General features: G+C 72.9%; 20 protein-coding genes. 16 read left to right on the top strand and 4 right to left on the bottom strand.

Annotation, left to right across the window (positions count from 1 at the left end; all coding sequences use genetic code 11):
- Nucleotides 1–19 precede the first annotated feature (19 nt).
- The 4 genes from ACFXPX_RS36985 to ACFXPX_RS36970 all read right to left on the bottom strand — a co-directional run bounded on the left by ACFXPX_RS36985 (nucleotide 20) and on the right by ACFXPX_RS36970 (nucleotide 5602).
- Entirely contained in the window at nucleotides 20–2461 is a 2442-nt protein-coding gene (locus ACFXPX_RS36985; protein WP_380644609.1) for a transglutaminaseTgpA domain-containing protein, read from the bottom strand.
- Nucleotides 2458–3780, bottom strand: a complete 1323-nt coding sequence (locus tag ACFXPX_RS36980; RefSeq protein ID WP_380529595.1) for a DUF58 domain-containing protein — start codon at nucleotides 3778–3780, stop codon at nucleotides 2458–2460. Before ACFXPX_RS36980 ends, ACFXPX_RS36985 begins: the two co-directional genes overlap by 4 nt.
- A gap of 1 nt (nucleotide 3781) precedes the next feature.
- Entirely contained in the window at nucleotides 3782–4828 is a 1047-nt protein-coding gene (locus ACFXPX_RS36975) for an AAA family ATPase (RefSeq protein ID WP_380644608.1), read from the bottom strand.
- Nucleotides 4829–5059: 231 nt separating this feature from the next.
- Nucleotides 5060–5602, bottom strand: a complete 543-nt coding sequence (locus tag ACFXPX_RS36970; RefSeq protein WP_375893228.1) for a beta-class carbonic anhydrase — start codon at nucleotides 5600–5602, stop codon at nucleotides 5060–5062.
- 540 nt (nucleotides 5603–6142) lie between these two features.
- Between ACFXPX_RS36970 and rsmH the strand changes: the two genes are divergently transcribed.
- The 16 genes from rsmH (at nucleotide 6143) to ACFXPX_RS36890 (ending at nucleotide 24768) form a co-directional block, all read left to right on the top strand.
- Nucleotides 6143–7117 carry a 16S rRNA (cytosine(1402)-N(4))-methyltransferase RsmH gene (gene rsmH, locus ACFXPX_RS36965; RefSeq protein WP_380529592.1) on the top strand — a complete coding sequence of 325 codons (975 nt, stop codon included), beginning with the start codon at nucleotides 6143–6145 and terminating at the stop codon, nucleotides 7115–7117.
- Nucleotides 7118–7248: 131 nt separating this feature from the next.
- Nucleotides 7249–7788, top strand: coding sequence for a cell division protein FtsL (locus tag ACFXPX_RS36960; RefSeq protein ID WP_375893225.1), 540 nt, complete (start codon nucleotides 7249–7251; stop codon nucleotides 7786–7788).
- Nucleotides 7785–10064, top strand: a complete 2280-nt coding sequence (locus ACFXPX_RS36955; protein ID WP_380644607.1) for a penicillin-binding transpeptidase domain-containing protein — start codon at nucleotides 7785–7787, stop codon at nucleotides 10062–10064. The genes ACFXPX_RS36960 and ACFXPX_RS36955 overlap by 4 nt, the downstream gene beginning before the upstream one ends.
- 93 nt (nucleotides 10065–10157) lie before the next feature.
- Nucleotides 10158–11738, top strand: a complete 1581-nt coding sequence (locus tag ACFXPX_RS36950) for a UDP-N-acetylmuramoyl-L-alanyl-D-glutamate--2,6-diaminopimelate ligase (protein WP_380529587.1) — start codon at nucleotides 10158–10160, stop codon at nucleotides 11736–11738.
- The gene (murF, locus tag ACFXPX_RS36945) at nucleotides 11735–13138 is read left to right on the top strand and encodes a UDP-N-acetylmuramoyl-tripeptide--D-alanyl-D-alanine ligase (RefSeq protein WP_375893221.1); all 1404 of its coding nucleotides are present in this window, start codon (nucleotides 11735–11737) and stop codon (nucleotides 13136–13138) included. Before ACFXPX_RS36950 ends, murF begins: the two co-directional genes overlap by 4 nt.
- The gene (gene mraY, locus ACFXPX_RS36940; RefSeq protein WP_350504707.1) at nucleotides 13138–14199 is read left to right on the top strand and encodes a phospho-N-acetylmuramoyl-pentapeptide-transferase; all 1062 of its coding nucleotides are present in this window, start codon (nucleotides 13138–13140) and stop codon (nucleotides 14197–14199) included. The genes murF and mraY overlap by 1 nt, the downstream gene beginning before the upstream one ends.
- Nucleotides 14196–15629: a UDP-N-acetylmuramoyl-L-alanine--D-glutamate ligase gene (murD, locus tag ACFXPX_RS36935; RefSeq protein ID WP_375893219.1), complete on the top strand. Its 1434-nt coding sequence runs from the start codon at nucleotides 14196–14198 to the stop codon at nucleotides 15627–15629. The genes mraY and murD overlap by 4 nt, the downstream gene beginning before the upstream one ends.
- 101 nt (nucleotides 15630–15730) lie before the next feature.
- Nucleotides 15731–17101 (top strand): putative lipid II flippase FtsW, encoded by a 1371-nt coding sequence (ftsW, locus tag ACFXPX_RS36930; protein WP_375893217.1) that lies wholly within the window; start codon nucleotides 15731–15733, stop codon nucleotides 17099–17101.
- Nucleotides 17102–17107: 6 nt separating this feature from the next.
- Nucleotides 17108–18214, top strand: a complete 1107-nt coding sequence (murG, locus tag ACFXPX_RS36925; protein WP_375893216.1) for an undecaprenyldiphospho-muramoylpentapeptide beta-N-acetylglucosaminyltransferase — start codon at nucleotides 17108–17110, stop codon at nucleotides 18212–18214.
- Nucleotides 18207–19013, top strand: a complete 807-nt coding sequence (locus ACFXPX_RS36920; RefSeq protein ID WP_375893215.1) for a cell division protein FtsQ/DivIB — start codon at nucleotides 18207–18209, stop codon at nucleotides 19011–19013. The genes murG and ACFXPX_RS36920 overlap by 8 nt, the downstream gene beginning before the upstream one ends.
- A 364-nt stretch (nucleotides 19014–19377) precedes the next feature.
- On the top strand, nucleotides 19378–20610 hold the full coding sequence (gene ftsZ, locus ACFXPX_RS36915) for a cell division protein FtsZ (protein ID WP_375893213.1): 1233 nt from the start codon (nucleotides 19378–19380) through the stop codon (nucleotides 20608–20610).
- Entirely contained in the window at nucleotides 20607–21338 is a 732-nt protein-coding gene (gene pgeF, locus ACFXPX_RS36910; RefSeq protein ID WP_375893211.1) for a peptidoglycan editing factor PgeF, read from the top strand. The genes ftsZ and pgeF overlap by 4 nt, the downstream gene beginning before the upstream one ends.
- Nucleotides 21338–22126, top strand: coding sequence for a YggS family pyridoxal phosphate-dependent enzyme (locus ACFXPX_RS36905; protein WP_380644606.1), 789 nt, complete (start codon nucleotides 21338–21340; stop codon nucleotides 22124–22126). Before pgeF ends, ACFXPX_RS36905 begins: the two co-directional genes overlap by 1 nt.
- Before the next feature lie 225 nt (nucleotides 22127–22351).
- On the top strand, nucleotides 22352–22960 hold the full coding sequence (locus ACFXPX_RS36900) for a cell division protein SepF (protein ID WP_030282899.1): 609 nt from the start codon (nucleotides 22352–22354) through the stop codon (nucleotides 22958–22960).
- A gap of 99 nt (nucleotides 22961–23059) precedes the next feature.
- On the top strand, nucleotides 23060–23341 hold the full coding sequence (locus tag ACFXPX_RS36895) for a YggT family protein (protein WP_030282903.1): 282 nt from the start codon (nucleotides 23060–23062) through the stop codon (nucleotides 23339–23341).
- 59 nt (nucleotides 23342–23400) lie between these two features.
- Nucleotides 23401–24768, top strand: coding sequence for a DivIVA domain-containing protein (locus ACFXPX_RS36890; protein ID WP_380644605.1), 1368 nt, complete (start codon nucleotides 23401–23403; stop codon nucleotides 24766–24768).
- The last annotated feature ends 105 nt before the right edge of the window (nucleotides 24769–24873 follow it).

Raw genomic sequence — 24873 nt, 5'->3', positions numbered from 1 at the left:
CCCCGGCTCTCGCGTTGCCTCAGGACTCCGGGGTGGACCCCTTGCGCCGGCCGGTCAGCCGTCGCACCGGACCGGCGACCGCCTCGGCGGCCCGGCCCGCCCGGGTGGCCACGGCGGCCCGGGCCGCCCGCGCCGTGTCGGAGGTCCGCCACCACAGCTGGGCCGAGGACGGCGGCAGCAGCAGGGCCCGCAGCCGCCCGGCCCGGCCGGCCCCGGCCCACAGGGCCCGCCGGGCGGTGCGGACGTCGGCGGCCAGCGGGGCCGTGGTGACCTGCCCGGCCGGGGCGTAGAGCACCCGCTCGGTGGCCAGCGCCAGCCGTCCGGCGGCGGCCGCCGCGTCCGCGTCCAGGTCCGCCGTCTCGGTGATCCGCCGGGCGGCCGAGCGCGGGGTGCGTGACTCGTCCGGGGGAATTCCGACGTCCCAGGCGGAATCCACCAGCTCGTCCCAGGCGGCCAGCACCTGGGCGTCGGTGAGCTCGCCCGGGCCGTCCCCGCCGGGCCGGCGCCGCCCTCCACCGCCGAGCCGGCGGCGTCGTACGGCGGTCCGCCAGAACATCGGTACGAGCAGCAGCGCGATCAGCACCACCACGACGGCCAGGGTGCCGAGCACCTGGCCGGACAGCAGCCAGGACTCGTCGGCGGTCCGGCCGGCCGCCTTGCCCTTGGACCCGCAGTCGCCCAGCTGGCGCTGCTTGGCGGTGCAGTCGGAGCTCTGGGACGGCGCCGGGACGGCGGCCGAGCTGGTCGCCGCGGCGGTCGGTGCCTGGGAGGGCGCCGTGGTCGGGGCGCTGGACGCCTCGCTGTAGCGGGCCGGGACGCCCCGGCTCGGGGTCGGCTCGAAGCGCATCCAGCCGTAGCCGGAGAAGTACAGCTCGGGCCAGGCGTGGTACATCCGGCCGCTGACCGAGTAGACGTTGTCGCCCTTGTTGTCGCCGGGGGTGAAGCCGACCGCGACCCGGGCCGGGATCTTCAGCACCCGGGCCATCGCCGCCATGGTGGAGGCGAAGTGCACGCAGAAGCCGCGGCGGTCGCGCAGGAAGACCGCGATCGCGTTGCTGCCGGTGCCGCCCTCGACCGAGGTGTCGTACTTGAACCCCGGGCCGGTGAAGAAGTTCACCAGCGCCGTCGCCCGGTCGTAGTCGCTGCGCGCGTTGGCGGTGACCGCCCTGGCCTGCTCGGCGACCACGGCCGGCAGGTCGGACGGGACGGCGGTGTAGCGGTCCCGGATGTCCTGCGGGGCGAGCGGCGCGGTGCGCAGCTCGTCCGCGGTGGGCCGCAGGTCCAGCGTGCTGACGTGGTAGCGCAGGCCGCTGATCGCCTTGTCGTTGGTCGGCAGGACGGTGCGGGTGATCGGGTCGAGCTTCCACTCGTTGCGGTTGGGGACCTGGACGGAGGCGGCCGGGTACGGCATCGGCAGCCAGCTGTTCTGCAGGCCGTTGCTGATCTGGAAGTCGCCCTCGATCCGGGGGACGTTGGTGACCCGCAGGCCCTCGGGGGTGGGCAGGGTGGCCGGGAGGTCGCTGACCACCGTGCTGCCGAGCTTCCAGTTGGTGCCGTCGAACTGGTCCAGCGAGCCGGTGCGCAGGTAGGTCTGGTCGGCGAGGTCGCTCTCCAGGGTGTAGGTGAGCAGCTCGTTGTCGGACGGCTTGCTGATCGCCGCCTCCAGGCTGACCAGCGGGTCGAGGCTGGTGGCCACGCTCCCGGCGGCGCCGTGCCCGGACGACCCGCCGGACGAGCCCGAGTCCAGCAGCCCGAGGTCCCAGCGCGGCAGGAAGACCGGCAGCAGCAGGGCCAGGGCCAGCGCCAGGACGCCGACCTGCTGGCCGCCCTGGCTGATCCGGCTGGAGGTGACCGTGCCGCGCGCGCTGCCGCGGAAGACCCGGCCCCAGCGGGAGACCCGGTCCTCGCCCTCGGCGAACAGCAGCAGCAGGTAGCCGGCCGAGGCGAAGCCGAACCAGACCCAGCTGCCGTGGTCCCCGGCGACGCCGTTGCCGATCGAGTACAGCGCCAGCAGCGGCAGCCCGGCCAGCGCCGAGCGCCGGTAGGTCACCGCGATGGTGTCCACCAGCACGGCGATCAGGCCGACCGAGGAGACCAGGATCAGCCGCAGGCCCGCGGTCGGCGGCGCCGGGAGGGCGTACTGGCTGATGTCGTCCAGACCGGCGGAGAAGACCTGGCTGAGCATCCGCATCGCGGGCGCCCCGGGCAGCACCCCGCCGGTCAGCCCGGACCCGGCGAAGCCGAACAGCATCAGCAGGAGCAGCACCAGCACCTGGGCCACCGGGACCGACCAGCGGTACAGCGGGGAGCGGCGCAGGCCGGCGCCGACCGCCGAGATCACGGCGATCACCAGGAAGGCGTAGGTGAGCCAGCTGCGGATGGTCAGCAGCGGCAGCAGGCACAGCGAGGCGAGGGCGGTGGCCAGCGCCGAGTAAACGGTCAGTTTGGCCCGGGTGGTCACGCGCCGGCCTCATCTCGGTAGGGGGCGGTGGTCTTGGCGCCGTCGGCGGACCGCCACAGGTCCGGCACGGAGTCGCCCGCCCGGACCGGCAGGACCGTCCAGCCGGCCGCGCGCAGCTCCCGGACCCGCTCGCGGAACTCGTCGCCGCCGGTGTCGGGGGCGAGCATCCGCACACCGGCCCAGGTGCCGGTGTCGAGCAGGAAGGCGATCGCCCCGCCGGTGCGGCCGCGTAGCCGGGCCAGCCGGGTGGCCTGCGCCGCGTCCAGGTCGCCGAGGACGGCCACCAGCAGACCCTCGCCGGCGGCCCGCAGCGGCTCCTCGGCGCGGGACAGCCCGGCGCCGTCCGACAGGTCGGCGACCGCGAGGGCGTCCAGGATCAGCCCGGAGGTGTCGGCGGCGACGTTGTGGCCGCCGCTGCCGGGCCCGGGCACCCAGTGCCCGGTGTCGGTGAGCAGCTGGGTCTGGTAGCCGCGCTCCAGCAGGTGCACGGCGACGGAGGCGGCGCAGCTGACCGCCCACTCGAAGGAGGAGGCGGGGCCGCTGCCCCGGTGGGCCACCTCGCGGGTGTCCAGCAGGACGGTGGCGCGGGCCTTCTGCGGCTGCTCCTCGCGGCGCACCATCAGCTCGCCGTACCGGGCGGTGGAGCGCCAGTGCACCCGGCGCAGGTCGTCGCCGGGCCGGTACTCGCGCAGGATCACGTCGTCGTCGCCGGCCAGCGCCAGGGTGCGGGCGTGGCTCTCGCCCTGGCCGATCCACTCGCCGCGGAGCCGCACCTGCGGCAGCGCCAGGACCTGCGGGACGACGGTGAGCACGTCGGAGGCGGCGAAGGCGCGGTTGACCTCGCACATCCCGAACGGGTCGGACAGCCGCAGCTGCAGCGGCCCGAGCAGGTAGCGGCCGCGCAGGTCGGAGCGGACCCGGTAGGAGACCTCGCGGAAGCCGCGCGGCTCGACCCGGTCGAGCACGAACCGCGGCCGCGGCCCGAGCACGTACGGGACCTTGTCCTCCAGGAGCAGCAGCCCGGTGGGCACCCGGGAGACGTTGTCCACCCGCAGGTGGACGCGGGCCTCCTGGCCGGCGATCGCCCGGTGCGGGCTGAGCCGGCGTCCGCTGGCCACCCGGTACCGGGTGTTGGCGACCACCGCGGCGGCGGCCAGCGGCAGGGCGGTGAGCAGGACGCCGACCCGCAGCAGCGCGTCCTGGTCGAGCAGGTAGGCGCAGACCACCGCGGTCAGACCGGCCGCGAGGAAGGAGCGGCCCCGGGTGGTGAGGCCGTGCAGTCCGGCCCGCAGCCCGCCCGTTCCGTCGGATGAGGCCACCTCAGCCCCTCCGGACGGCCGGGCCGCCCTGCGGCCGGGGCAGCGGCAGCCGGGTGACCAGGTCGGTCACGATCTGCTCGGCGGTGCGGCGGCCGAGCTGGGTCTCGGCGGTCGGCATCAGGCGGTGCGCCAGGACCGGGACGGCCAGCCGTTGGATGTCGTCCGGGGTGACGTAGTCGCGCCCGTCCAGCGCGGCGGCGGCGCGGGCGGCCCGGACCAGGTGCAGGGTGGCGCGCGGCGAGGCGCCCAGCCGCAGTTCGGGGCTGGTGCGGGTGGCGCCGACCAGGTCGACGGCGTAGCGGCGGACCGGGTCGGCGATGTGCACGGTGCGGACCAGCTCGACCAGCTTGAGGATGTCGGCGGCGTGCGCGACCGGCTGGAGGTCGGCCAGCGGGTTGGCACCGGCGTGCACGTCGAGCATCGCGAACTCGGCCTCGGGGCTGGGGTAGCCGATCGAGACCCGGGCCATGAAGCGGTCCCGCTGGGCCTCCGGGAGGGGGTAGGTGCCCTCCATCTCGACCGGGTTCTGGGTGGCCACGACCATGAACGGCGAGGGCAGCTCGTAGCTGGTGCCGTCGATGGTGACCTGGCGCTCCTCCATCGACTCCAGCAGCGCGGACTGGGTCTTCGGCGAGGCGCGGTTGATCTCGTCGCCGACCACGATCTGGGCGAAGATCGCGCCCGGGCGGAACTCGAAGTCGTGCTGCTGCTGGTCGTAGATGTTGGTGCCGGTGACGTCCGAGGGCAGCAGGTCGGGGGTGAACTGGATGCGGCGCACGGTGCAGTCCACGGACTTGGCGAGCGCCTTGGCCAGCATGGTCTTGCCGACGCCGGGCACGTCCTCCAGCAGCAGGTGGCCCTCGGCGAGCAGGACGGTCAGGGCGATCCGGACGGCCTCGGGCTTCCCCTCGATCACGCTCTCGATGTTGGCGCGGACCCGGTCCACGACCGCCGCGAGCTCCGGGAGCCCGACCGGACGGTACCCGTTCGCCCTCTGCTCGCCCCCCGCAGGACTGCCGAGACCGGCCTGATCGTTGTAGCTCGTCACCCGTTTACGCTCCCTGGCACACCGTGCCCGCCTCACCCGAGGCCGGACCCCACCCCATGCTTGACGCGGCCGTCCCGGGGGCGGTTCCGAACGAGGATCCGGCGCCGGTGGGCGGCCTGCGGCCCGGCCGCCCCAGGTGGTTCGGGGTCCGACCGGCAGGCGCATTCTCCCCCGTTCGGCGGTCAGAAGTCACCATTCGGCCCTCGCCGAATGAGAGCGGGCGGGCTCCGGTCAGCGGATCTCGCGCAGCAGCCCGGTGTGGACGTCGAAGACGAAGCCGCGGACGTCGTCGGTGTACGGCAGGAACGGGGAGGTGCGCACCCGCTGCATGGACTGGCGGACGTCGCCGTCCAGGTCGACGAAGGCCTCCACCGCCCACTGCGGGCGCTGCCCCACCTCCAGCTCCAGCTCGCGGCGGAAGTCCTCGGTCAGGCCGAGCAGTCCGCAGCCGGTGTGGTGGATCAGCGCGATCGAGCGGGTGCCCAGGGCGCGCTGGCTGATGGTCAGGGACCGGATGGTGTCGTCGGTGACGACGCCGCCGGCGTTGCGGATGACGTGGGCGTCGCCCAGGGCGAGGCCGAGCGCCGCGAAGAGGTCGAGCCGGGCGTCCATACAGGCCACCACGGCGATCCGCTGGACGGGGCGGGCGTCCATGCCGCCGTCGCGGAAGTCCACCGCGTACTCGCGGTTGGCCGCCACGAAGCGGTCGATGATGGTGGGTCCGGCGGGGTCGGCGGCGGCGTTCGGCGTCGGCCGGTCGGGGGTCACGGTCATGGTGGCGACGTTAGTGCCGTCCGGGGCCGCGCGGTGGGGCGGAGAGCTACAGAACGCACCGCCGTGAGCGAGTGCATAGCGACAACCGGAGGGTCCGTCCGGGCCGGTCCGGGGACGGGTTCGTACCCGGTCGCTCGACGGGGCGCGCGCCGGTCGCCGGGGGCTGTCGGCCGGGACCCCACCGGGCCGCTCCGACGGCCGCGACCTGCGGTGATCCGTACCGCCGCCCGGGTGGTGCGCCGGAGCGGACCATTGACTGGCGGGGCCGCCGCGATAGAGTTGCGGCGCGTTGGAGCACACCCCTCGGAGCCCGTCAACCGGGCCGTGCCGAACGGTGTGCGGCCCGGCCGATGCGGCTCGTGGCCTCCACCCGCTCCGTGTCCACCTGGCGCACCTTCCCCGGCGCCGGGCGGTCACGACCTTCCCCTCGAGCGGGCGGGGACCACGGGCCGCGTCGTCGTGCCGGCGGGTGGTGGGCGAGAATGGTCGGAGCTCCCGGATCGTCGGGCTGCTCCGCACCGAGGAAGGGCGCCGCCGCGCATGACCACCAACGAACCGGGTCCCAAGCACGTTCCGGTGATGCTGCAGCGGTGCATGGACGCGCTGGCGCCGGCGATCTCCCGCCCCGGTGCCGTGGTGGTCGACGCGACCCTGGGCCTCGGCGGCCACAGCGAGGCGCTGCTGACCCAGTTCCCGGAGGTCCGGCTGGTCGCGGTGGACCGCGACCCGCAGGCGTTGAAGCTGTCCGGCGAGCGGCTGGCCCCCTTCGGCGACCGGGCCACGCTGGTGCACGCGGTGTACGACGAGATCCCCGAGGTGCTGGAGCGCCTGGACATCGACCGGATCGACGGCGTCCTGTTCGACCTCGGCGTCTCCTCGATGCAGCTGGACGAGGCCGACCGCGGTTTCGCCTACGCCCAGGACGCGCCGCTGGACATGCGGATGGACCAGACCCGGGGGATCAGCGCGGCGGAGGTGCTGAACACCTACGGCCACGGCGACCTGGCCCGGATCCTCAAGGTGTACGGGGAGGAGCGGTTCGCCGGGAAGATCGCCTCGGTCATCCTGCGGGAGCGGGAGAAGGAACCGTTCACCAACAGCGCGCGTCTGGTCGATCTGGTGCGCAACGCCATTCCGGCGGCGACCCGCCGGACCGGCGGGAACCCGGCCAAGCGGACGTTCCAGGCGCTGCGGATCGAGGTCAACGGTGAGCTGGAGGTCCTGGACCGGGCGATCCCGGGGGCGCTGGACGTCCTGGCGCTGGGCGGCCGGATCGCGGTGATGTCGTACCAGTCGCTGGAGGACCGGCTGGTGAAGCAGTACTTCGCCGCCGGAGCGACCAGCACCGCCCCGCCGGGGCTCCCCTTCGTCCCGGAGGAGCACCAGCCCTGGCTCAAACTGATCACCCGCGGTGCCGAGCAGGCCACCGAGGAGGAGATCGAGGAGAACCGGCGCGCCGCGCCCGTGCGGCTGCGGGTGGCGGAGAGGATCAGGGACCGAAGCAAGCGGGGCTGAGGAAGGCTCCGGCGGGGTCCGAAGGGCGGAGGAGAACGGTGGGGCCGGTGGCCGGTGAGGTCCGGGCGGGGCGGGGAGGACTCCCCGGACAGGGCAGGGCACGCATCACGGTCCGGCCGGGGCGGCGCCCCGTGCGGGGGCGCACGCCGTTCGCGGTGCTCGTGGTGGTGCTGCTGGCGGCGGGGCTGCTCGGCCTGCTGGCGCTGAACACGGCGCTCAACGAGGGCTCCTTCGAACTGTCCCGGCTGCAGAAGCAGACCACCAAGGCGACCGACGAGCAGCAGAGCCTCCAGCACGAGATCGACCAGAGCTCGGCCCCGGACGCGCTGGCCAAGCGGGCCGGCGAGCTGGGCATGGTCCCGGCCGGCGGGATGGCCTTCCTGGACGTGCCGAACGGCGGCAAGGTGGTCGGCACGCCCGGCCCGGCGCAGGACAGCCCGCCGGTGAAGAAGTCGACGGTCGACCCGTGGCCGACCAAGCCCGCGCCGGGCGCGCAGAGCGCCGCCCCGGCGCAGCCCTCCGGACAGCCGTCCGGCTCGCCGAGCGCCCAGCCCCCGGCCCAGCCGAGCCCCTCGGCGCCGCCGACCCCGGCGGCCTCGGCCGGCGACTCGGTGATCCAGCTCAACCCGGTGACGAGCGCGCCGGCCCAGCACGGGGGTGGTACCCGATGACGACACCTCGCCAGCCCTCCGGCTCGGGGTCGGGCTCGGGGTCCGGCTCCGCCCGCCGCCAGCCGCCGCGCAGCGGTACGGCCAGGCCGGTGGCCGGGCGCGGCCAGCCCGCGAAGGGGCAGGCCGTCCGCGGCCAGTCCGGCAAGGTCCAGCCAGCGAAGGTCCAGCCCGCGAAGGCCCAGTCGCCGAAGGCGCAGAGCCCGAAGGCCCAGCCGGCCAAGGGCCAGCCCGCGCGCGGCCAGTCGGCCAAGGCGCAGCCCGCCCGGTCCGCCTCCGTCGGCCGTACCCCGCGGGCGCCGCAGCAGCGCCGCCCGGAGGGCCGTCCGCCGGCCCGCAGCCAGGCGGCCGTGCGGCCGCGCCCGAAGCCCAGGCTGCCGCACCGCCCCAAGGCGCTGCGGCTGGCCGAGCCGAAGCGCCGGCTGCGGGTGATCACCGTGGTGCTGTCGCTGGTGTTCTCGGTCTTCGCCGGGCGCCTGGTGCAGCTCCAGCTGGTCGACGCCGACGCGCTGGCCGCCGACGCGAACACCAACCGCTACCAGAACATCCCGATCACCGCCGAGCGCGGCTCGATAACGTCCTCCGACGGCGTCGCCCTCGCGGCGACCGTGGACGCGTACGACATCACCGCCGACCCGGCGATGTTCACCCCCGAGGCGACCGGCATCCCGGACGCGCCCGAGCAGGCGGCCGCGCTGCTGTCGCCGATCCTCGGCGTGGCCAAGGAGAAGATCGCCGCCGACCTGCACACCCCGAAGACCCGCTACAAGCGGCTCGCCGCGCAGCAGACCCCGGCCGCCAAGACCCAGATCAGCGACCTCAAGACGGGCCTGGAGAAGAAGGCCGGCACGCGCGCCTGCCAGGCCCAGAAGAAGCTGATCGGCAAGCCGGCCGACCAGGGCGGGCGCACCCGGGTGGACAACGAGTGCGCCAACCCGCTGGCCGGGGTGTTCAACCGGGAGACCCAGAAGCGGATCTACCCGGCCGAGGGGCTGGCCGCCAACCTGGTCGGCTTCGTCAACGGCGAGGGCGAGGGCGCGGGCGGGCTGGAGCTGCAGTACCAGAAGCAGCTGGCCGGCAAGGACGGCCACAGCAGCTACGCCCAGGCGGGCGGGCGGCTGGTGCCCACCGCCGGGGGCTCGATGGACCCGGCGGTGTCCGGCAGCGACATCAAGCTGACCGTCAACCGGGACATCCAGTGGGCCGCCCAGCGGGCGATCACCGACCAGGTGGCCAACTCCGGCGCGGAGAAGGGCTACGTGGTGGTCCAGGACGTGAAGACCGGCCAGGTCATCGCGATGGCCTCCGCGCCCGGCTTCAACCCCAACGACCTGAGCCTCGCCAAGCAGTCCCAGATGGGCAACCCGGCCCTGGTGGACGCGTACGAGCCGGGCAGCACCGCCAAGCTGATGAGCCTGGCCGCCGTGCTGGACACCGGCAAGGCGAACTGGGACACCAAGGTGACGGTGCCCTACCCGCTGATCCGGGCCGGGCAGGAGTTCAGGGACGACGTCGTGCACGGCACCTGGTACCTGACCCTGGCCGGGGTGCTCGCCAAGTCCTCCAACATCGGGACCATCGAAGCGATCGAGACGCTCGGCGACGGCGACCAGCTGAAGGCCAACCAGATCCTGGACGGCTACATGCGCAAGTTCGGGGTGGCCCAGCCGACCGGTGTGAACTTCCCGGGGGAGACCGCGGGCAAGCTCAAGAAGCCGGAGGACCTGGTCGCCTCGGAGAAGTACAACATCGCCTTCGGCCAGGGCCCGTTGCAGATGAACGCGCTCCAGGCCACCTCGGTGTACTCGACCATCGCCAACGGCGGGGTACGGGTCGCGCCCAGCATCGTCCAGGGGATCACCGGGCCGGACGGCAAGTACGCCCCGACCCCGGCGGGCGAGCAGACCCGGGTGGTCAGCGAGCAGACCGCCAAGACCCTCACCTCGATGCTGGAGTCGGTCGTCGACGACGAGCAGGGGACCGGCGGCAAGGCCGCGATCCCCGGCTACCGGGTCGCCGGGAAGACCGGCACCGCCAACCGGGGGGCCGCCGACGGCAAGGGCTACGACGGCTACACCGCCTCCTTCATCGGCTTCGCGCCCGCCGACGCCCCCCGCTACACCGTCTCCTGCACCCTCCAGGGCCCGGTCAACGGGCACTTCGGCGGCCAGCTGTGCGGGCCGGTGTTCAAGCAGGTGATGGAGTTCACCCTGAAAACCATGCAGGTCCCGCCGAGCGGGAGCCAGGCGCCGAACCTGGCCGTCGAGTGGAAGCCGTGAACGAGGATGAGCAACCAGCGGGCCGGTGCGGACGACGGCGCGGCGAAGGGCCGGTTTGGCCCTGGGCACCCTTCGGCGGATAGCCTTCGCGCCGTGCCGAAACCCGATCAAACCACCGTGAGTCCGCCCCGCCCGACCGGGACCGCCGCCCTGCCGCTCGCCGAGCTGGCCTCCCGGCTGGGCCTGCCGCCCGTCGAGGGCGCCGCCGTCACCGGTGTCACCCACGACTCCCGCGCGGTGCGCCCGGGCGACGTGTACGTGGCCTTCCCGGGCGCCAACCACCACGGCGCGGCCTTCGCAGGCCAGGCCGCGGCGGCCGGCGCGGTGGCCGTGCTGACCGACCCGGCCGGCGCCGAGCTGGCCGCGCCCTCGGGCCTGCCGCTGCTGGTCGTCGACCGGCCGCGGGCCCGGATGGGCGAGCTGGCCGCGATCGTCTACGGCCACCCGTCCGAGCGGCTGCTGATGATCGGACTGACCGGCACCAACGGCAAGACCACCACCTCGTACCTGGTCGAGGGCGGTCTGCGCGGCGCCGGGCGGCTCCCGGGCGTGATCGGCACCGTCGAGATGCGGGTCGGCGAGGAGCGGATCAAGAGCGAGCGGACCACCCCCGAGGCCACCGACCTGCACGCGATCCTCGGCGTGATGGCCGAGCGCGGCGCGGACGCGGTGACCATGGAGGTCTCCAGCCACGCCCTGGTCTTCGGCCGCACCGACGGGGTGGCGTACGACGTCGCGCTGTTCAACAACCTCACCCCCGAGCACCTCGACTTCCACCCGGACATGGAGGACTACTTCCAGGCGAAGGCCCGGCTCTTCCAGCCCGGCAAGTCCCGCCAGGGCGTGGTCAACCTGGACGACGAGTACGGCCGCCGGCTCGCCGCCGAGGCCAAGATCCCGGTGACCACCTTCTCCGCGACCGGCGACGCCGGGGCCCACTGGCGGGCCGTGGACGTCCAGCTCGGCCCGATCGGCTCCACCTTCCGGGTGGTCGGTCCGGACGGCGCCGGGGCGGACGCCTCCGTCCCGCTGCCCGGCCCGTTCAACGTCGCCAACGCGCTGGCCGCGATCACCGTGCTGGTCGCCGCCGGGCTGCCGCTGGAGCGGGCGGTGGCCGGGATCGCCGCCGTCCCCGGCGTGCCGGGCCGGCTGGAGCGGGTGGACGGCGGGCAGCCGTTCGTCGCCGTGGTGGACTACGCCCACAAGCCGGACGCCCTCCAGGCCGTCCTGGCCTCGCTGCGCGAGGTCACCAAGGGCCGGCTGCACGTCGTGGTCGGCTGCGGCGGCGACCGCGACCCGCACAAGCGCGGTCCGATGGGCGCGATCGCCGCCCGGCTCGCCGACACCGCCCTGCTGACCAGTGACAACCCGCGCAGCGAGGACCCGCTGGCGATCCTCGCCAGCATGCTGACCGGCGCCGCCGCGGTGCCCGAGGCCGAGCGCGGGGACGTCCTGGTCGTCCCCGACCGGGCGGAGGCGATCCGGCTCGCGGTCACCCGCGCCCGGGCCGGGGACACCGTGCTGGTGGCCGGCAAGGGCCACGAGCTCGGCCAATATGTTCGAGACGAGATCCGCCCCTTCGACGACCGGGAGGTGCTGCACGAGGAGATCCGACGGAGCTCGATCGCGCGGACCACGGCCGACCGGGGCGACCGAGGAGTAGAGCAGCAGTGATCGCACTGACCCTCGCCGAGGTGGCCGCCGCCGTCGGCGGCACCCTGGACGGCGCCGCCCCGGACACCCTGGTCACCGGCCCGGTCGAGGTCGACTCGCGGAAGGTGAGCCCCGGCGGCCTGTTCGCGGCCTTCGTCGGCGAGCACGTGGACGGCCACGACTACGCGGCCACCGCGGTCGAGGCCGGCGCCGTCGCGGTGCTGGCCTCCCGCCCGGTCGGCGTGCCCGCCGTCCTGGTCGACAGTGTGGTGGAGGCCCTCGGCAGGCTGGCCCGCACCGTGGTCGCCCGTGCCGAGGGCACCACGGTGGTCGCGCTGACCGGCTCGGCCGGCAAGACCAGCACCAAGGACCTGATCGCCCAGCTGCTCCAGCGCCACGGCGAGACGGTCTTCCCGCCCGGCTCGCTGAACAACGAGATCGGCCACCCGATGACCGCGCTGCGGGTCGAGGAGGGCACCCGGCACCTGGTCATGGAGATGGGCGCCCGGCACAAGGGCGACATCGAGTACCTCACCTCGATCACCCCGCCGCGGATCGGCCTGGTGCTCAACGTCGGCACCGCCCACGTCGGCGAGTTCGGCTCCCAGGAGGCGATCGCCGAGGCCAAGGGCGAGCTGGTCGAGGCGCTGCCCGCCGACGGCGCCGCGATCCTGAACGCGGACGACCGGCTGGTGCGCGCCATGGCGTCGCGCACCAGGGCGAAGGTGGTCCTGTTCGGGGAGTCCCCGGACGCCCACGTCCGGGCGACCGACGTTCGCCTGGACGCCACCGGGCGGCCATCGTTCACGCTCACCACCCCGGCCGGTTCCGCACCCGTACAACTGCGCCTGTACGGTGAGCACCACGTCTCGAACGCCCTCGCCGCCGCCGCGGTGGCGACGGAGCTCGGGATGACCGTCGACGACACCGCGGCAGCCCTGGGCGAAGCGGGTGCGCTGTCCCGCTGGCGCATGGAGGTCGTCGACCGGGCCGATGGTGTCACCGTCGTCAACGACGCCTACAACGCGAATCCCGACTCGATGCGGGCCGCGCTGCGGGCGCTGGTCTCGATCGGCGGCCGCGGTCCGGAGCGCCGCCGTACCTGGGCGGTGCTCGGCGAGATGCGGGAGCTCGGCGAGGAGAGCCTGGCCGAGCACGACGCCATCGGGCGGCTCGCCGTCCGACTCGACGTCACCAAGCTGGTGGCGGTGGGTGGACGCGAGGCGGCCTGCATGGAACTCGGTGCGAGGAACGAAGGTTCGTGGGGTGAGGAGTCGGTGCTGGTGTCCGACGCGGACGCGGCGGTCGAACTGCTGCGCAGTCAGCTTCGGCCGGGGGATGTGGTCCTGGTGAAGGCGTCCCGTTCGGTGGGGCTGGAGAAGGTGGCCGAGGCCCTCCTGGCGGACGGTGCTGCCCGATGATGAAGCAGATCCTCTTCTCCGGGATGATCGGCCTGATCCTCTCGCTGGTCGGCACGCCCGCCCTGATCAAGCTGCTCGCACGGGGCGGCTACGGCCAGTACATCCGTGACGACGGCCCCAAGGCGCACCACAGCAAGAAGGGCACGCCCACCATGGGCGGCATCGCCTTCATCCTGGCGACCCTGATCGCGTACTTCGCCACGAAGGCGATAACGGGCGACAGCCCGACCGCCTCCGGGCTGCTGGTGCTCTTCCTGACCGCGGGCCTGGGCCTGGTCGGCTTCCTGGACGACTACATCAAGGTCGTCAAGCGCCGTTCGCTCGGCCTGCGGGCGAAGGCGAAGCTGGCCGGCCAGTCCATCGTCGGTCTGGTGTTCGCCGTCCTGGCGCTGCAGTTCCACGACGACCGCGGGCTCAGCCCGGCCTCCCAGTCGCTGTCCTTCGTGCGCGACTTCAAGTGGTCGATCGGCCCGGTGCTGTTCGTCATCTTCGCGTACTTCATGATCGCGGCGACCTCCAACGGCGTGAACCTGACGGACGGCCTGGACGGTCTGGCCACCGGCGCCTCGGTGATGGCCTTCGGCGCCTACACCTTCATCGGCGTCTGGGAGTACACCCAGAGCTGCGCCTACTTCATCTCCGCCACCGGCGCCTGCTACGACGTCCGGGACCCACTGGACCTCGCGGTGGTGGCCTCCGCCCTGATGGGCTCCTGCTTCGGCTTCCTCTGGTGGAACACCTCGCCCGCCAAGATCTTCATGGGTGACACCGGCTCGCTCGCCCTCGGCGGCGCCCTGGCCGGTCTGGCGATCTGCTCGCGCACCGAGCTGCTGCTGATCCTGCTCGGCGGCCTCTTCATGATCATCACGCTGTCGGTGATCATCCAGGTCGGCTCCTTCCGGATGACCGGCAAGCGCGTCTTCAAGATGGCACCACTGCAGCACCACTTCGAACTCAAGGGCTGGAGCGAGGTCCTGGTCGTGGTCCGCTTCTGGATCATCCAGGGCCTGTGCGTGGCCGTCGGCCTCGGCCTCTTCTACGCGGGATACCGGACCGGATGACGAATCCTGACTTTGTGAACCTGCCCGTGGTGGTCGCCGGCCTCGGCGTCTCGGGCATCAGCGCCGCGCGCGTCCTGAAGGGGCTCGGCGCGAGCGTCACCGTGGTCGACGGCGGCAGCGGCGAGGGCCTGCGGGCCCGCGCCGCCGAGCTGGAGGCGGTGGGCGTCGCGGTGCGCCTGGGCGACGGCGCGAGCCTGCCCGAGGGCACCGCACTGATCGTCACCTCGCCCGGCTGGGCCCCCGACAGCCCGCTGTTCGCCGCCGCCGCGGCGGCCGGCGTGCCGGTCTGGGGCGACGTCGAGCTGGCCTGGCGGCTGCGCAAGCCGCTGCCGGGCACCGGCGAGCCCGCCCCCTGGCTGGCCGTGACCGGCACCAACGGCAAGACCACCACCGTCCAGATGCTCGCCTCGATCCTCACCGCGGCCGGCAAGCGCACCGCCGCCGTCGGCAACGTCGGGGTCTCGGTGCTGGACGCGGTGCTCGCCGAGGAGCCGTACGACGTGCTCGCCGTCGAGCTCTCCAGCTACCAGCTGCACTGGGCGCCCTCGCTGCGCCCGTACTCGGCGGCCGTGCTCAACCTGGCCCCGGACCACCTCGACTGGCACGGCTCGATGGAGGCGTACGCCGCCGACAAGGGCCGGATCTACGAGGGCAACGTGGTGGCCTGCGTGTACAACCTGGCCGACCCGGCCACCGAGGCGCTGGTCATGGAGGCCGACGTCGAGGAGGGCTGCCGGGCGATCGGCTTCGGCCTCGGCGCGCCGAGCCCGTCGAACTTCGGCGTGGTGGACGGACTGCTGGTGGACCGTGCCTTCGTCGAGGACCGGGCCAAGAACGCGGCCGAGCTGGGCGCCGTCGAGGACGTCAACCCGCCGGCCCCGCACAACATCGCCAACGCGCTGGCCGCGGCGGCGCTGGCCCGGTCGTACGGGGTCGACCCGAAGGCCGTCCGGGAGGGCCTGCGGGCCTTCCGCCCGGACGCCCACCGGATCGCCGAGGTCGGTACGGTCCGCGAGGTCACGTACATCGACGACTCCAAGGCCACCAACACCCACGCCGCGGCGGCCTCGCTGGCCGCCTACCGGCCGATCGTCTGGATCGCCGGGGGACTGGCCAAGGGCGCGACCTTCGACGACCTGGTCCAGGGCGCGGCCGAGCGGCTGCGCGCGGTCGTGCTGATCGGGCAGGACCGGGCGCTGATCCGCGCGGCGCTGGAGCGACACGCTCCGGATGTGCCGGTGATCGAGGCGGCCGAGGGCCAGACTGGCGCGGTGGCGATGACCGAGGCCGTTCGAACGGCCGCGACGCTCGCCCGATCGGGTGACACGGTGCTGCTGGCCCCGGCCTGCGCCTCGATGGACATGTTCACCAACTACGGCGAGCGCGGCGACCTGTTCGCGGCGGCCGTCCGGGAGCTGGCGGGCGCGTAGTCGGGCCCCTGGAGACCGGGCCGAAGGGCCGCGCCGACGACCGTCGGCGCCGGGTCGGGGCGGCCCGGAGGCGAACGGGCCTCAGAGAGTGGGAGCGGGCAGTGGCGGGGCAGGGCAGGGCGGATTCCGGCGGCACGAAGCAGGACACCGCCGAGCCGTGGCGAGTGATCTCCGCCACCACGACCAAGTACAAGTCGGCCGGTCCGCTGGGGCGGTTGCAGGCCTTCCGGGCCCGCGTCCGCTACTGGCTGGACCGGCCGCTCACGCCGTACCTGCTGATCGTCGGCACGACCCTGCTGCTGGTCGTGCTCGGCCTGATGATGGTCTTCTCGGCCTCGCAGATCCTGGCGCTGAACCAGCACCACACCGCGCAGTACTACTTCCTCAAGCAGCTGATCGCGGCCATCCTCGGGCTGGTCCTGCTGGCCGGCTTCGCCTCCGTCCCGGTGGCGGTGCTGCGGGTGATCGTCTACCCGGTGATGTTCGGGGTGATCGGCGCCCTCGCGCTGGTCGCGGTGCCCGGCATCGGGGTGCGGATCAACGGCAACCAGAACTGGCTGGACTTCGGGTTCTTCCAGTTCCAGCCCTCCGAGTTCGCCAAGCTCGCGCTGGTCCTCTGGGGCGCCGACCTGCTCGCCCGCAAGCAGAAGGCCGGCACCCTCACCACCTGGAAGCACCTGCTGGTCCCGCTGGTGCCCGGCGCCCTGCTGCTGCTCGCGCTGATCATGATCGGCGGTGACATGGGCACCTCGATGATCCTGGTGGCCATGGTGTTCGCGCTGCTCTGGATGGTCGGCGCACCGCTGCGGCTGTTCGTGGCCACCCTCGGGGTGGCGGTCGTGGTCTGCACCGCCCTGGTGATCACCGTGCCGCACCGGGCCGAGCGCCTGGGCTGCATCGGCGTCACCAAGCTGGATCCGGACGGCGCCTGCTTCCAGGCGCTGCACGGCGTCTACTCGTTCGCGCTCGGCGGCGGCTTCGGCACCGGCCTCGGCGCCGGCGTGGAGAAGTGGGGCCAGCTGCCGGAGGCGCACACCGACTTCATCTTCGCCGCGACCGGCGAGGAACTCGGTCTGGTGGGGACGCTGTCGGTGATCGGCCTCTTCGCGGCACTAGGCTACGCGGGTATCCGTGTGGCCATCGGTACGAAGGACCCCTTCGTCAGGTACGCCGCGGGAGCCGCCACCACCTGGATCATGGCGCAGGCCATGATCAACCTGGGGTCGGCGCTGGGACTGCTGCCCATCGCGGGCGTCCCGCTCCCGCTGTTCTCCTACGGCGGTTCCGCCATGCTGTCGGCCATGTCCGCGATCGGGGTGCTGCTGTGCCTGGCACGCAGCTCCTCGGGCGCGAAGGCGGCCCTGGCCGCCCGGAACAAGAACTCCCGGATCAGGAAGCGACTGGCCCGGGTGCTGCCACGACGACGAACCACAGCGCGCCCGGTCCCCGGACCGGCACGCAGGGAGCGGTGAATTTCGGTGCATGTCGTACTCGCCGGCGGGGGGACCGCCGGTCACATCGAGCCGGCCCTGGCCCTCGCGGACGCACTCCGCAGGCACGACCCGTCCATCGGGATCACCGCCCTGGGCACCGAGAAGGGGTTGGAGACCCGACTGGTACCCGAGCGCGGCTACCAGCTGGAGCTCATCCCGGCCGTGCCGCTGCCCCGCAAGCCCACCCCCGAGCTGATCACCGTCCCCGGCCGGCTGCGCGGCACCGTGCGGGCCGCCCAGGAGATCATCGAGCGGGTCAACGCGGACGCCGTGGTCGGCTTCGGCGGCTACGTCGCGATGCCCGCCTACCTGGCCGCCAAGCGGGCCGGCGTGCCGATCGTGGTGCACGAGGCCAACGCCCGCCCCGGCCTGGCCAACAAGATCGGCGCCCGCTACACCGACTTCGTCGCGGTCTCCACCCCGGACAGCAAGCTGCGCGACTCCCGGTACATCGGCATCCCGCTGCGCCGGACCATCGCCACCCTGGACCGCAACGCCACCCGGCCGGAGGCCCGCCAGTACTTCGGCCTCGACCAGCGGCTGCCCACCCTGCTGGTCTCCGGCGGCTCCCAGGGCGCGCGCCGGCTCAACGAGACGATCACCGCGATCGCCCCGCGGCTGCAGCAGTACGGCGTGCAGATCCTGCACGCGGTCGGCCCGAAGAACGAGCTGCCGCAGGTCGCCGACGTCCCCGGGATGCCGCCGTACCGCCCGGTGCCGTACATCGACCGGATGGACCTCGCCTACGCGGCCGCCGACCTGATGCTCTGCCGGGCCGGCGCGATGACCGTCGCCGAGCTGGCCGCGGTCGGCCTGCCCGCCGCCTTCGTGCCGCTGCCGATCGGCAACGGCGAGCAGCGGCTGAACGCCCAGCCGATGGTCAAGGCCGGCGGCGGTCTGCTGGTGGACGACGCCGAGCTGACCTCGGACTGGGTGCTGCAGAACGTGCTGCCGGTGCTCACCGACCCGCAGCGGCTGTGGGACATGAGCCGGGCCGCCGCCGAGTTCGGCCGCCGGGACGCGGACGACCTGCTGGTCGGCATGGTGTACGAGGCGATCCAGGCCCACCGGGGCGGTCGCCGTCGTGGTTGACGGCCGGCCCGCCGGCTCGCCCCCGGCCGCCGGCCGGGGGCGCTCCCACGAGGAGGACGAGTTCGGGGACGAGGAGTCCGCTCCCCGCCTCCGGCTCTCCCGGCGGGGCGTCGTGGTGCTGAGCGCGCTCGGCGCCGCGGTGCTGGGCGCGCTGGCCTGGGTGGTGTTCTTCTCCTCGCTGCTGGACGTGCGCGACGTCGCCGTCCAGGGTGCCGCGGACGAGAAGCTGACGCCGGACCAGGTCCGCGCGGCCGTCGGCGGGGTCGCCGACGGCCCGCTGGCCCGGGTCGACCTGGACGGCGTCCGCCGGCGGGTGGAGGCGCTCCCCCGGGTGGCGAAGGCCGAGGTCTGGCGGGGCTGGCCGCACACCCTGCAGGTCAAGGTGGTGCAGCGGACGGCGGCCGCCGCCGTCAAGGGGGATGACGGTCAGTTCACCCAGGTGGACGCCGCAGGCGTGAGCTTCGCCACCGAGGCGGCCCCGCCGGCGGGCGTGCCGGTGGTGGAACTGCGGCTCAGTCAGCCTGCGAAGGACGTGGACGGGGTGATCTCCCGGGGACAGTTGGTGCAGGGTGCGGTGGCGGTGGCCGCCGGACTCCCGCCGGAGATCGCCAAGCGGGCCGGATCGGTCCTGGTGCACTCCTACGACGACATCGAACTGCAGCTCAGCGGGGGTGCGACGGTGCGCTGGGGGAGCCCGGAGCAGACCGACCGGAAGGCCCGGGTGCTGCTCGCACTGATGAAGCAGAAGGGCACCAACTTCGACGTGACGGCGCCGGAGGCGCCGGCGGTGTCCGGCTGATCCGCTAGATTCTGTGCCGGAGGGAGGGGTTGACGCTGCGGAGTGTCGGCCCGACCCTTGGTGGTCACCCCCGGTTTCCATTGCCGGCCGATGATCACATAGGCTCAAAAGAAAAAGGGAAGCTCGGCGTGTTCGTTGAAACGCGTGCCCGGAGCCACCTAGTGTCCTGTGTCACCAGACTGTGTCCATTGGTGATGTGACGGGGGCACAGAACTAACCCTAAAGGTCAAGTTTAGGGTTGGGGTCGGCGGTCGGCATTTCGGACATTCAGTCAGAAACCAGGCTCCCTACCCATCGACATCCGTCGACACGGCCCCCCGTCGGGGCGGGTCGACCCGGAAATTCGAGGCGAGAGGCCTTCGACGTGGCAGCACCGCAGAACTACCTCGCAGTCATCAAGGTCGTCGGAATCGGCGGCGGTGGTGTCAACGCCATCAACCGGATGATCGAGGTCGGTCTCAAGGGCGTCGAGTTCATCGCGATCAACACCGATGCGCAGGCCCTCCTCATGAGCGACGCCGACGTCAAGCTCGATGTGGGCCGTGAACTCACCCGGGGCCTCGGCGCCGGCGCCAACCCCGAGGTCGGCCGCAAGGCCGCCGAGGACCACCGCGAGGAGATCGAGGAGGTCCTCAAGGGGGCCGACATGGTCTTCGTCACCGCCGGCGAGGGCGGTGGCACGGGCACGGGCGGCGCGCCCGTCGTCGCCAACATCGCCCGCTCGCTGGGCGCCCTGACCATCGGCGTGGTCACCCGTCCGTTCACCTTCGAGGGCCGCCGCCGGGCCAACCAGGCCGAGGACGGCATCGCCTCCCTGCGCGAAGAGGTCGACACCCTCATCGTGATCCCCAACGACCGGCTGCTGTCCATCTCGGACCGCCAGGTCAGCGTGCTCGACGCGTTCCGCTCGGCCGACCAGGTCCTGCTCTCCGGTGTCCAGGGCATCACCGACCTGATCACCACCCCGGGCCTGATCAACCTCGACTTCGCCGACGTCAAGTCCGTCATGTCGGAGGCCGGTTCGGCGCTCATGGGCATCGGTTCGGCCCGTGGTGAGGACCGCGCCAAGGCCGCCGCCGTGATGGCGATCTCCTCGCCGCTGCTGGAGGCCTCGATCGACGGCGCCCGCGGCGTGCTGCTGTCCATCTCGGGCGGCTCCGACCTCGGCCTGTTCGAGATCAACGAGTCGGCCCAGCTGGTCAGCGAGGCCGCCCACCCCGAGGCCAACATCATCTTCGGTGCGGTCATCGACGACGCGCTCGGCGACGAGGTGCGGGTCACCGTCATCGCGGCCGGCTTCGACGGCGGCCAGCCGCCGGCGATCGTCCGCGACCCGGTGGTGAAGTCCACCACCCCCGCCGCTCCGGCGACCCCGCCGGCCGCTCCGGAGCGCCCGGTCGGCCGTCCGTCCTACGGGACCATCGGCTCGGTGACGTCCCGTTCGGAGGGGGAGGCCGCGGCCGCCCCGTCGCGTTCGGCCGAGACCTCGGCCACCACGACCGCCGCCGCCCCGGTGCCGCCGCAGGTGCAGCCCGCCCGCCAGCCCTTCGTGGAGAGCCCGGCCGAGGAACTCGACGTGCCGGACTTCCTTAAGTGATCGATCACGCGGTTCGCGCTGGTGCTCACTTCGCCTTCACCGATCGGTGGGGCGGGGTGAGCACTTCGCCGTACGGGGAGCTGAACCTCGGCGGCGCGGTGGGCGACGACCCGGAGGCGGTCCGGGAGAACCGGGCCGTCGCGGCCCGGGAGCTGGGGCTCGACCCGGCCGACGTGGTCTGGATGAACCAGGTGCACGGCGCCGAGGTCGCCGTGGTGACGCAGCGCCAGCCGCTCGGGCAGGCCCCGACGGTGGACGCGGTGGTCACCGACCGCCCGCTCGTGCTCGCGGTGCTGACCGCGGACTGCACCCCGGTGCTGCTGGCCGACCCGGTGGCGGGCGTGGTGGGCGCGGCCCACGCGGGCCGGCCCGGGCTGGCGGCCGGAGTGGTGCCCGCGGTCGTGCGGGCGATGGTCGAACTGGGGGCCGAACCGGCGCGGATCACCGCCGCCACCGGCCCCGCGGTCTGCGGCCGCTGCTACGAGGTGCCGCCCGGGCTGCGCGCCGAGGTCGCCGAGGTCGTCCCGGCGGCCTTCGCCGAGACTTCGTGGGGAACCCCGGCGCTGGACGTGCCGGAGGGGGTCGCCGCCCAACTGGCCGCGGCCGGGGTCACCGAACTGGTGCGCTCACCGGTCTGCACCCTCGAATCCGCCGATCACTTCTCCTATCGCCGCGAGCAGCGCACGGGTCGGCTCGCGAGCTACGTCTGGTTGGACTCTGATCACTGATGACGAACGACATCTACGGGCCGTTCCCGGGCAGCGGGCAGTTCTCGGAGGCCCTGACGGAGGGCCAGCGGGCCCGGTACGAGCAGCTCGGGGCCAACCTCGACGTGGTCGAGCGCCGGATCGCGGACGCCTGTGCGGCCGCCGGACGCCCGCGCGAGGACGTCAGCCTGATCGTCGTCACCAAGACCTACCCGGCCGAGGACAGCGCGCTGCTGGCCGGACTGGGTGTGACGGACGTCGCGGAGAACCGCGACCAGGACGCCGCTCCCAAGGCGGAGCAGTGCAGAAACCTTCCTCTCAGCTGGCACTTCGTCGGCCAGCTCCAGACCAACAAGGTCCGCTCCGTGGTCCGCTACGCGAACCACGTGCACTCGGTGGACCGGCTGCGGCTCGTCGAGTCGCTCTCGGCGGCCGTGCTCAAGTCCGAACGCCCGGAACTGGGCTGCCTGGTGCAGGTGGCACTGGACAAGGAGCACGGGGAGGGCGCGCACCGGGCCGGGGTCGCACCCGAGGACGTCGCCGAACTCACCGACGCGATCGCCGACACGCCCGGGCTTCGCTTGGACGGTGTGATGACGGTCGCTCCGCTGGCCGGTCCGCTGGCCGGCGACCCGGTCCGGGCCTTCGAGCGGCTGGCGGAAATCGCAACCGCCGTACGGGCGGCCCATCCGGCTGCCACCATGGTCTCCGCAGGCATGAGCGGCGACCTTGAGCAGGCGATTGCCGCCGGAGCGACACATGTACGCGTCGGAACGGCGGTACTCGGAGTGAGGTCACCCCTCGGGTAACGTCACCGGGTAGTAGATCAGACTGCAGGACAAAATAGGACAGAAGCTAGCAGCTTTCCGAAGTGCTAGCCAACCGTGGATCGCAGCTCCGCGGCCCCCACTCCACGTACTCTGACAGGTTGTCGACCTGACGCGCCGTCGTGGGGGATCGCGGAAATCCGCGGGCGGGGCCCTCTGTGGCCCGGCCACCGGGGACGGTCCACCACAAGCGGAGGAGACAGGAGCATGGCCGGCGCAATGCGCAAGATGGCGGTCTACCTCGGCCTCGTGGAGGACGAGACGTACGACGGCCAGGGGTACGACCCCGACGACGACTACGACGCGGACCCCGAGCCGATCCGCACGGGGCAGCGGACCGAGGACATCCCCCGGCCGGCAGCCGCCCCCGCGCCCGCCCCGGTCTCCTCGATCACCCCGCAGCCGGTCCCGGCCGCGGTGCCGATCCGGCAGGAGACCCCGAGGATGGCCCCCGTGTCGTCCATCACACCCGAACGCCGCCACAACCTGGAGAAGAGCGCCCCGGTGATCATGCCCAAGGTCGTGAACGAACGAGAGCCCTACCGCATCACCACGCTGCACCCCCGGACCTACAACGAGGCCCGTACCATCGGGGAACAGTTCCGCGGCGGGACCCCCGTGATCATGAATCTGACCGAGATGGACGACACGGATGCCAAGCGGCTCGTAGACTTCGCCGCTGGACTCGTCTTCGGTCTGCACGGCAGTATCGAGCGCGTGACACAGAAGGTGTTCCTGCTGTCGCCTGCTAACGTCGATGTCACGGCGGAGGACAAGGCTCGGATCGCCGAGGGTGGGTTCTTCAACCAGAGCTGACCCGGCCACGACTTTACGTGTGGATCTGATCAACAGTGGTTGGCGACAGGTGACGAGCGGTGGGCCCCAGGGCCCGGAACCGGGGAGAGGGAAAACGCGATGGACATCGTGTGGGCGGTGCTCTACTACGCCCTGACCGTCTTCCTGGTGTTTCTGCTCGTGCGACTGGTCATGGACTGGGTCTTCCAGTTCGCGCGTTCGTGGCGGCCGGGCAAGGCCATGGTCCTGGTCCTGGAGGCCACGTACACTGTCACGGATCCGCCGCTCAAGCTTCTTCGGCGGTTCATTCCGCCGTTGCGTTTCGGGGGCGTGGCGCTCGACCTGTCCTTCTTCGTACTGATGATCATTGTGTATGTCCTGATCTCGCTTGTGCACCCCTAGTCGTAGGTGAGCGATGCGACAGGATGCCGGTGTGCCGACGATCACGTTGAGGTGAAGAGATGCCATTGACCCCCGAGGACGTTCGGAACAAGCAGTTCACGACCGTCCGCCTGCGTGAAGGCTATGACGAGGACGAGGTCGATGCCTTCCTCGACGAGGTCGAGGCGGAGCTGACCCGCCTCCTCCGGGAGAACGAGGACCTGCGGGCCAAGCTGGCCGCCGCGACTCGTGCCGCCGCGCAGAACCAGGCCAACATGCGGAAGGAGCCGCCGCAGGACGCCCAGCGTCCGGCCGCTCCCGTCCCGGCCGCCATATCCGGCCCGCCGGTCCCCGGCCAGCAGGGTCCGGGCGGCCCGCAGCAGATGGGCCCCGGCGGTCCGCAGCAGATGGGTCCGGGCGGTCCGCAGCAGATGGGCCCGGGTGGTCCGCAGCAGCAGCAGATGGGCAACCAGCCCCTCGGCCTGCCGTCCGGTGCGCCGCAGCTCCCGGCCGGCCCGGGTGGCGGGATGGGCCCCGGCGGTCCCCAGCAGATGGGCCAGACCATGGGCGGCCAGCAGCAGCTGGTCCAGCCGATGGGCGGTCAGATGCTCCAGCCCATGGGCGGTCCCGGTGGCCCGCAGCAGATGGGCAACCCGATGGGCCAGGGCATGGGCCAGCAGCAGCAGATGCAGCCGATGGGCCAGGGCATGGGCCAGCAGCAGATGCAGCCGATGGGCGGCCCGCTCGGCGGCCCGATGCAGCAGCAGCAGGGCCCGGGCGGTGACAGCGCCGCCCGTGTGCTGGCGCTCGCCCAGCAGACCGCCGACCAGGCGATCTCCGAGGCCCGCTCCGAGGCCAACAAGATCGTCGGCGAGGCGCGCAGCCGGGCCGAGGGTCTGGAGCGCGACGCCCGGGCCAAGGCCGACGCCCTGGAGCGGGACGCGCAGGAGAAGCACCGCGTCGCGATGGGGTCGCTGGAGTCCGCGCGGGCCACGCTGGAGCGCAAGGTCGAGGACCTGCGGGCGTTCGAGCGCGAGTACCGCACGCGACTGAAGTCGTACCTGGAGACCCAGCTGCGCCAGCTGGAGTCGCAGGCCGACGACTCGCTCGCCCCGCCGCGGATCCCCGCCACCGCGTCGCTGCCGCCGGCGGCGTCGTCGATGGCTCCGGCCGGTGCCGGGTCGATGGGCTCCGCGCCGTCGTTCGGTGGGAACCAGCCGTCGTTCGGTGGCAACTCGCCGTCGTTCGGGGGGCAGAGCTCCTTCGGTGGGAACCCGCCGGCGCCGAGCTTCGGCGGGCAGCAGGGTGGGAACACCGGTGCGCCGCAGATGCAGCCGGCCGGGATGACCCAGCCGATGGCGGCCGTGCGGCCGCAGCCGCCGCAGCCGATGCAGCAGGCTCCGGCGCCGATGCGGGGCTTCCTGATCGACGAGGACGGCGACAACTGAGGTTGTAGCCGGGCTCTTTGAGGGCGTCCCCTTTTCGACCTTCGGGTCGGGGAGGGGGCGCCCTCTTTGTGTGGGGGGTGGGGGCCGCTGCGCGGGGCTTTGGTT

The sequence above is a fragment of the Kitasatospora sp. NPDC059146 genome (genome assembly GCF_042786665.1).
Taxonomy (GTDB): domain Bacteria; phylum Actinomycetota; class Actinomycetes; order Streptomycetales; family Streptomycetaceae; genus Kitasatospora.
This window is presented reverse-complemented; position numbering and strand designations above follow the sequence as displayed.

Excerpts from the sequence above, each read along its gene's own strand:
- ACFXPX_RS36970 (WP_375893228.1), bottom strand. The coding sequence starts at position 5,602 with ATGACCGTGACCCCCGACCGGCCGACGCCGAACGCCGCCGCCGACCCC.
- rsmH (WP_380529592.1), top strand. The coding sequence starts at position 6,143 with ATGACCACCAACGAACCGGGTCCCAAGCACGTTCCGGTGATGCTGCAG.
- ACFXPX_RS36895 (WP_030282903.1), top strand. The coding sequence starts at position 23,060 with ATGGACATCGTGTGGGCGGTGCTCTACTACGCCCTGACCGTCTTCCTG.
- ACFXPX_RS36905 (WP_380644606.1), top strand. The coding sequence starts at position 21,338 with ATGACGAACGACATCTACGGGCCGTTCCCGGGCAGCGGGCAGTTCTCG.
- mraY (WP_350504707.1), top strand. The coding sequence starts at position 13,138 with ATGAAGCAGATCCTCTTCTCCGGGATGATCGGCCTGATCCTCTCGCTG.
- ACFXPX_RS36900 (WP_030282899.1), top strand. The coding sequence starts at position 22,352 with ATGGCCGGCGCAATGCGCAAGATGGCGGTCTACCTCGGCCTCGTGGAG.
- murD (WP_375893219.1), top strand. The coding sequence starts at position 14,196 with ATGACGAATCCTGACTTTGTGAACCTGCCCGTGGTGGTCGCCGGCCTC.
- ACFXPX_RS36955 (WP_380644607.1), top strand. The coding sequence starts at position 7,785 with ATGACGACACCTCGCCAGCCCTCCGGCTCGGGGTCGGGCTCGGGGTCC.
- ACFXPX_RS36890 (WP_380644605.1), top strand. The coding sequence starts at position 23,401 with ATGCCATTGACCCCCGAGGACGTTCGGAACAAGCAGTTCACGACCGTC.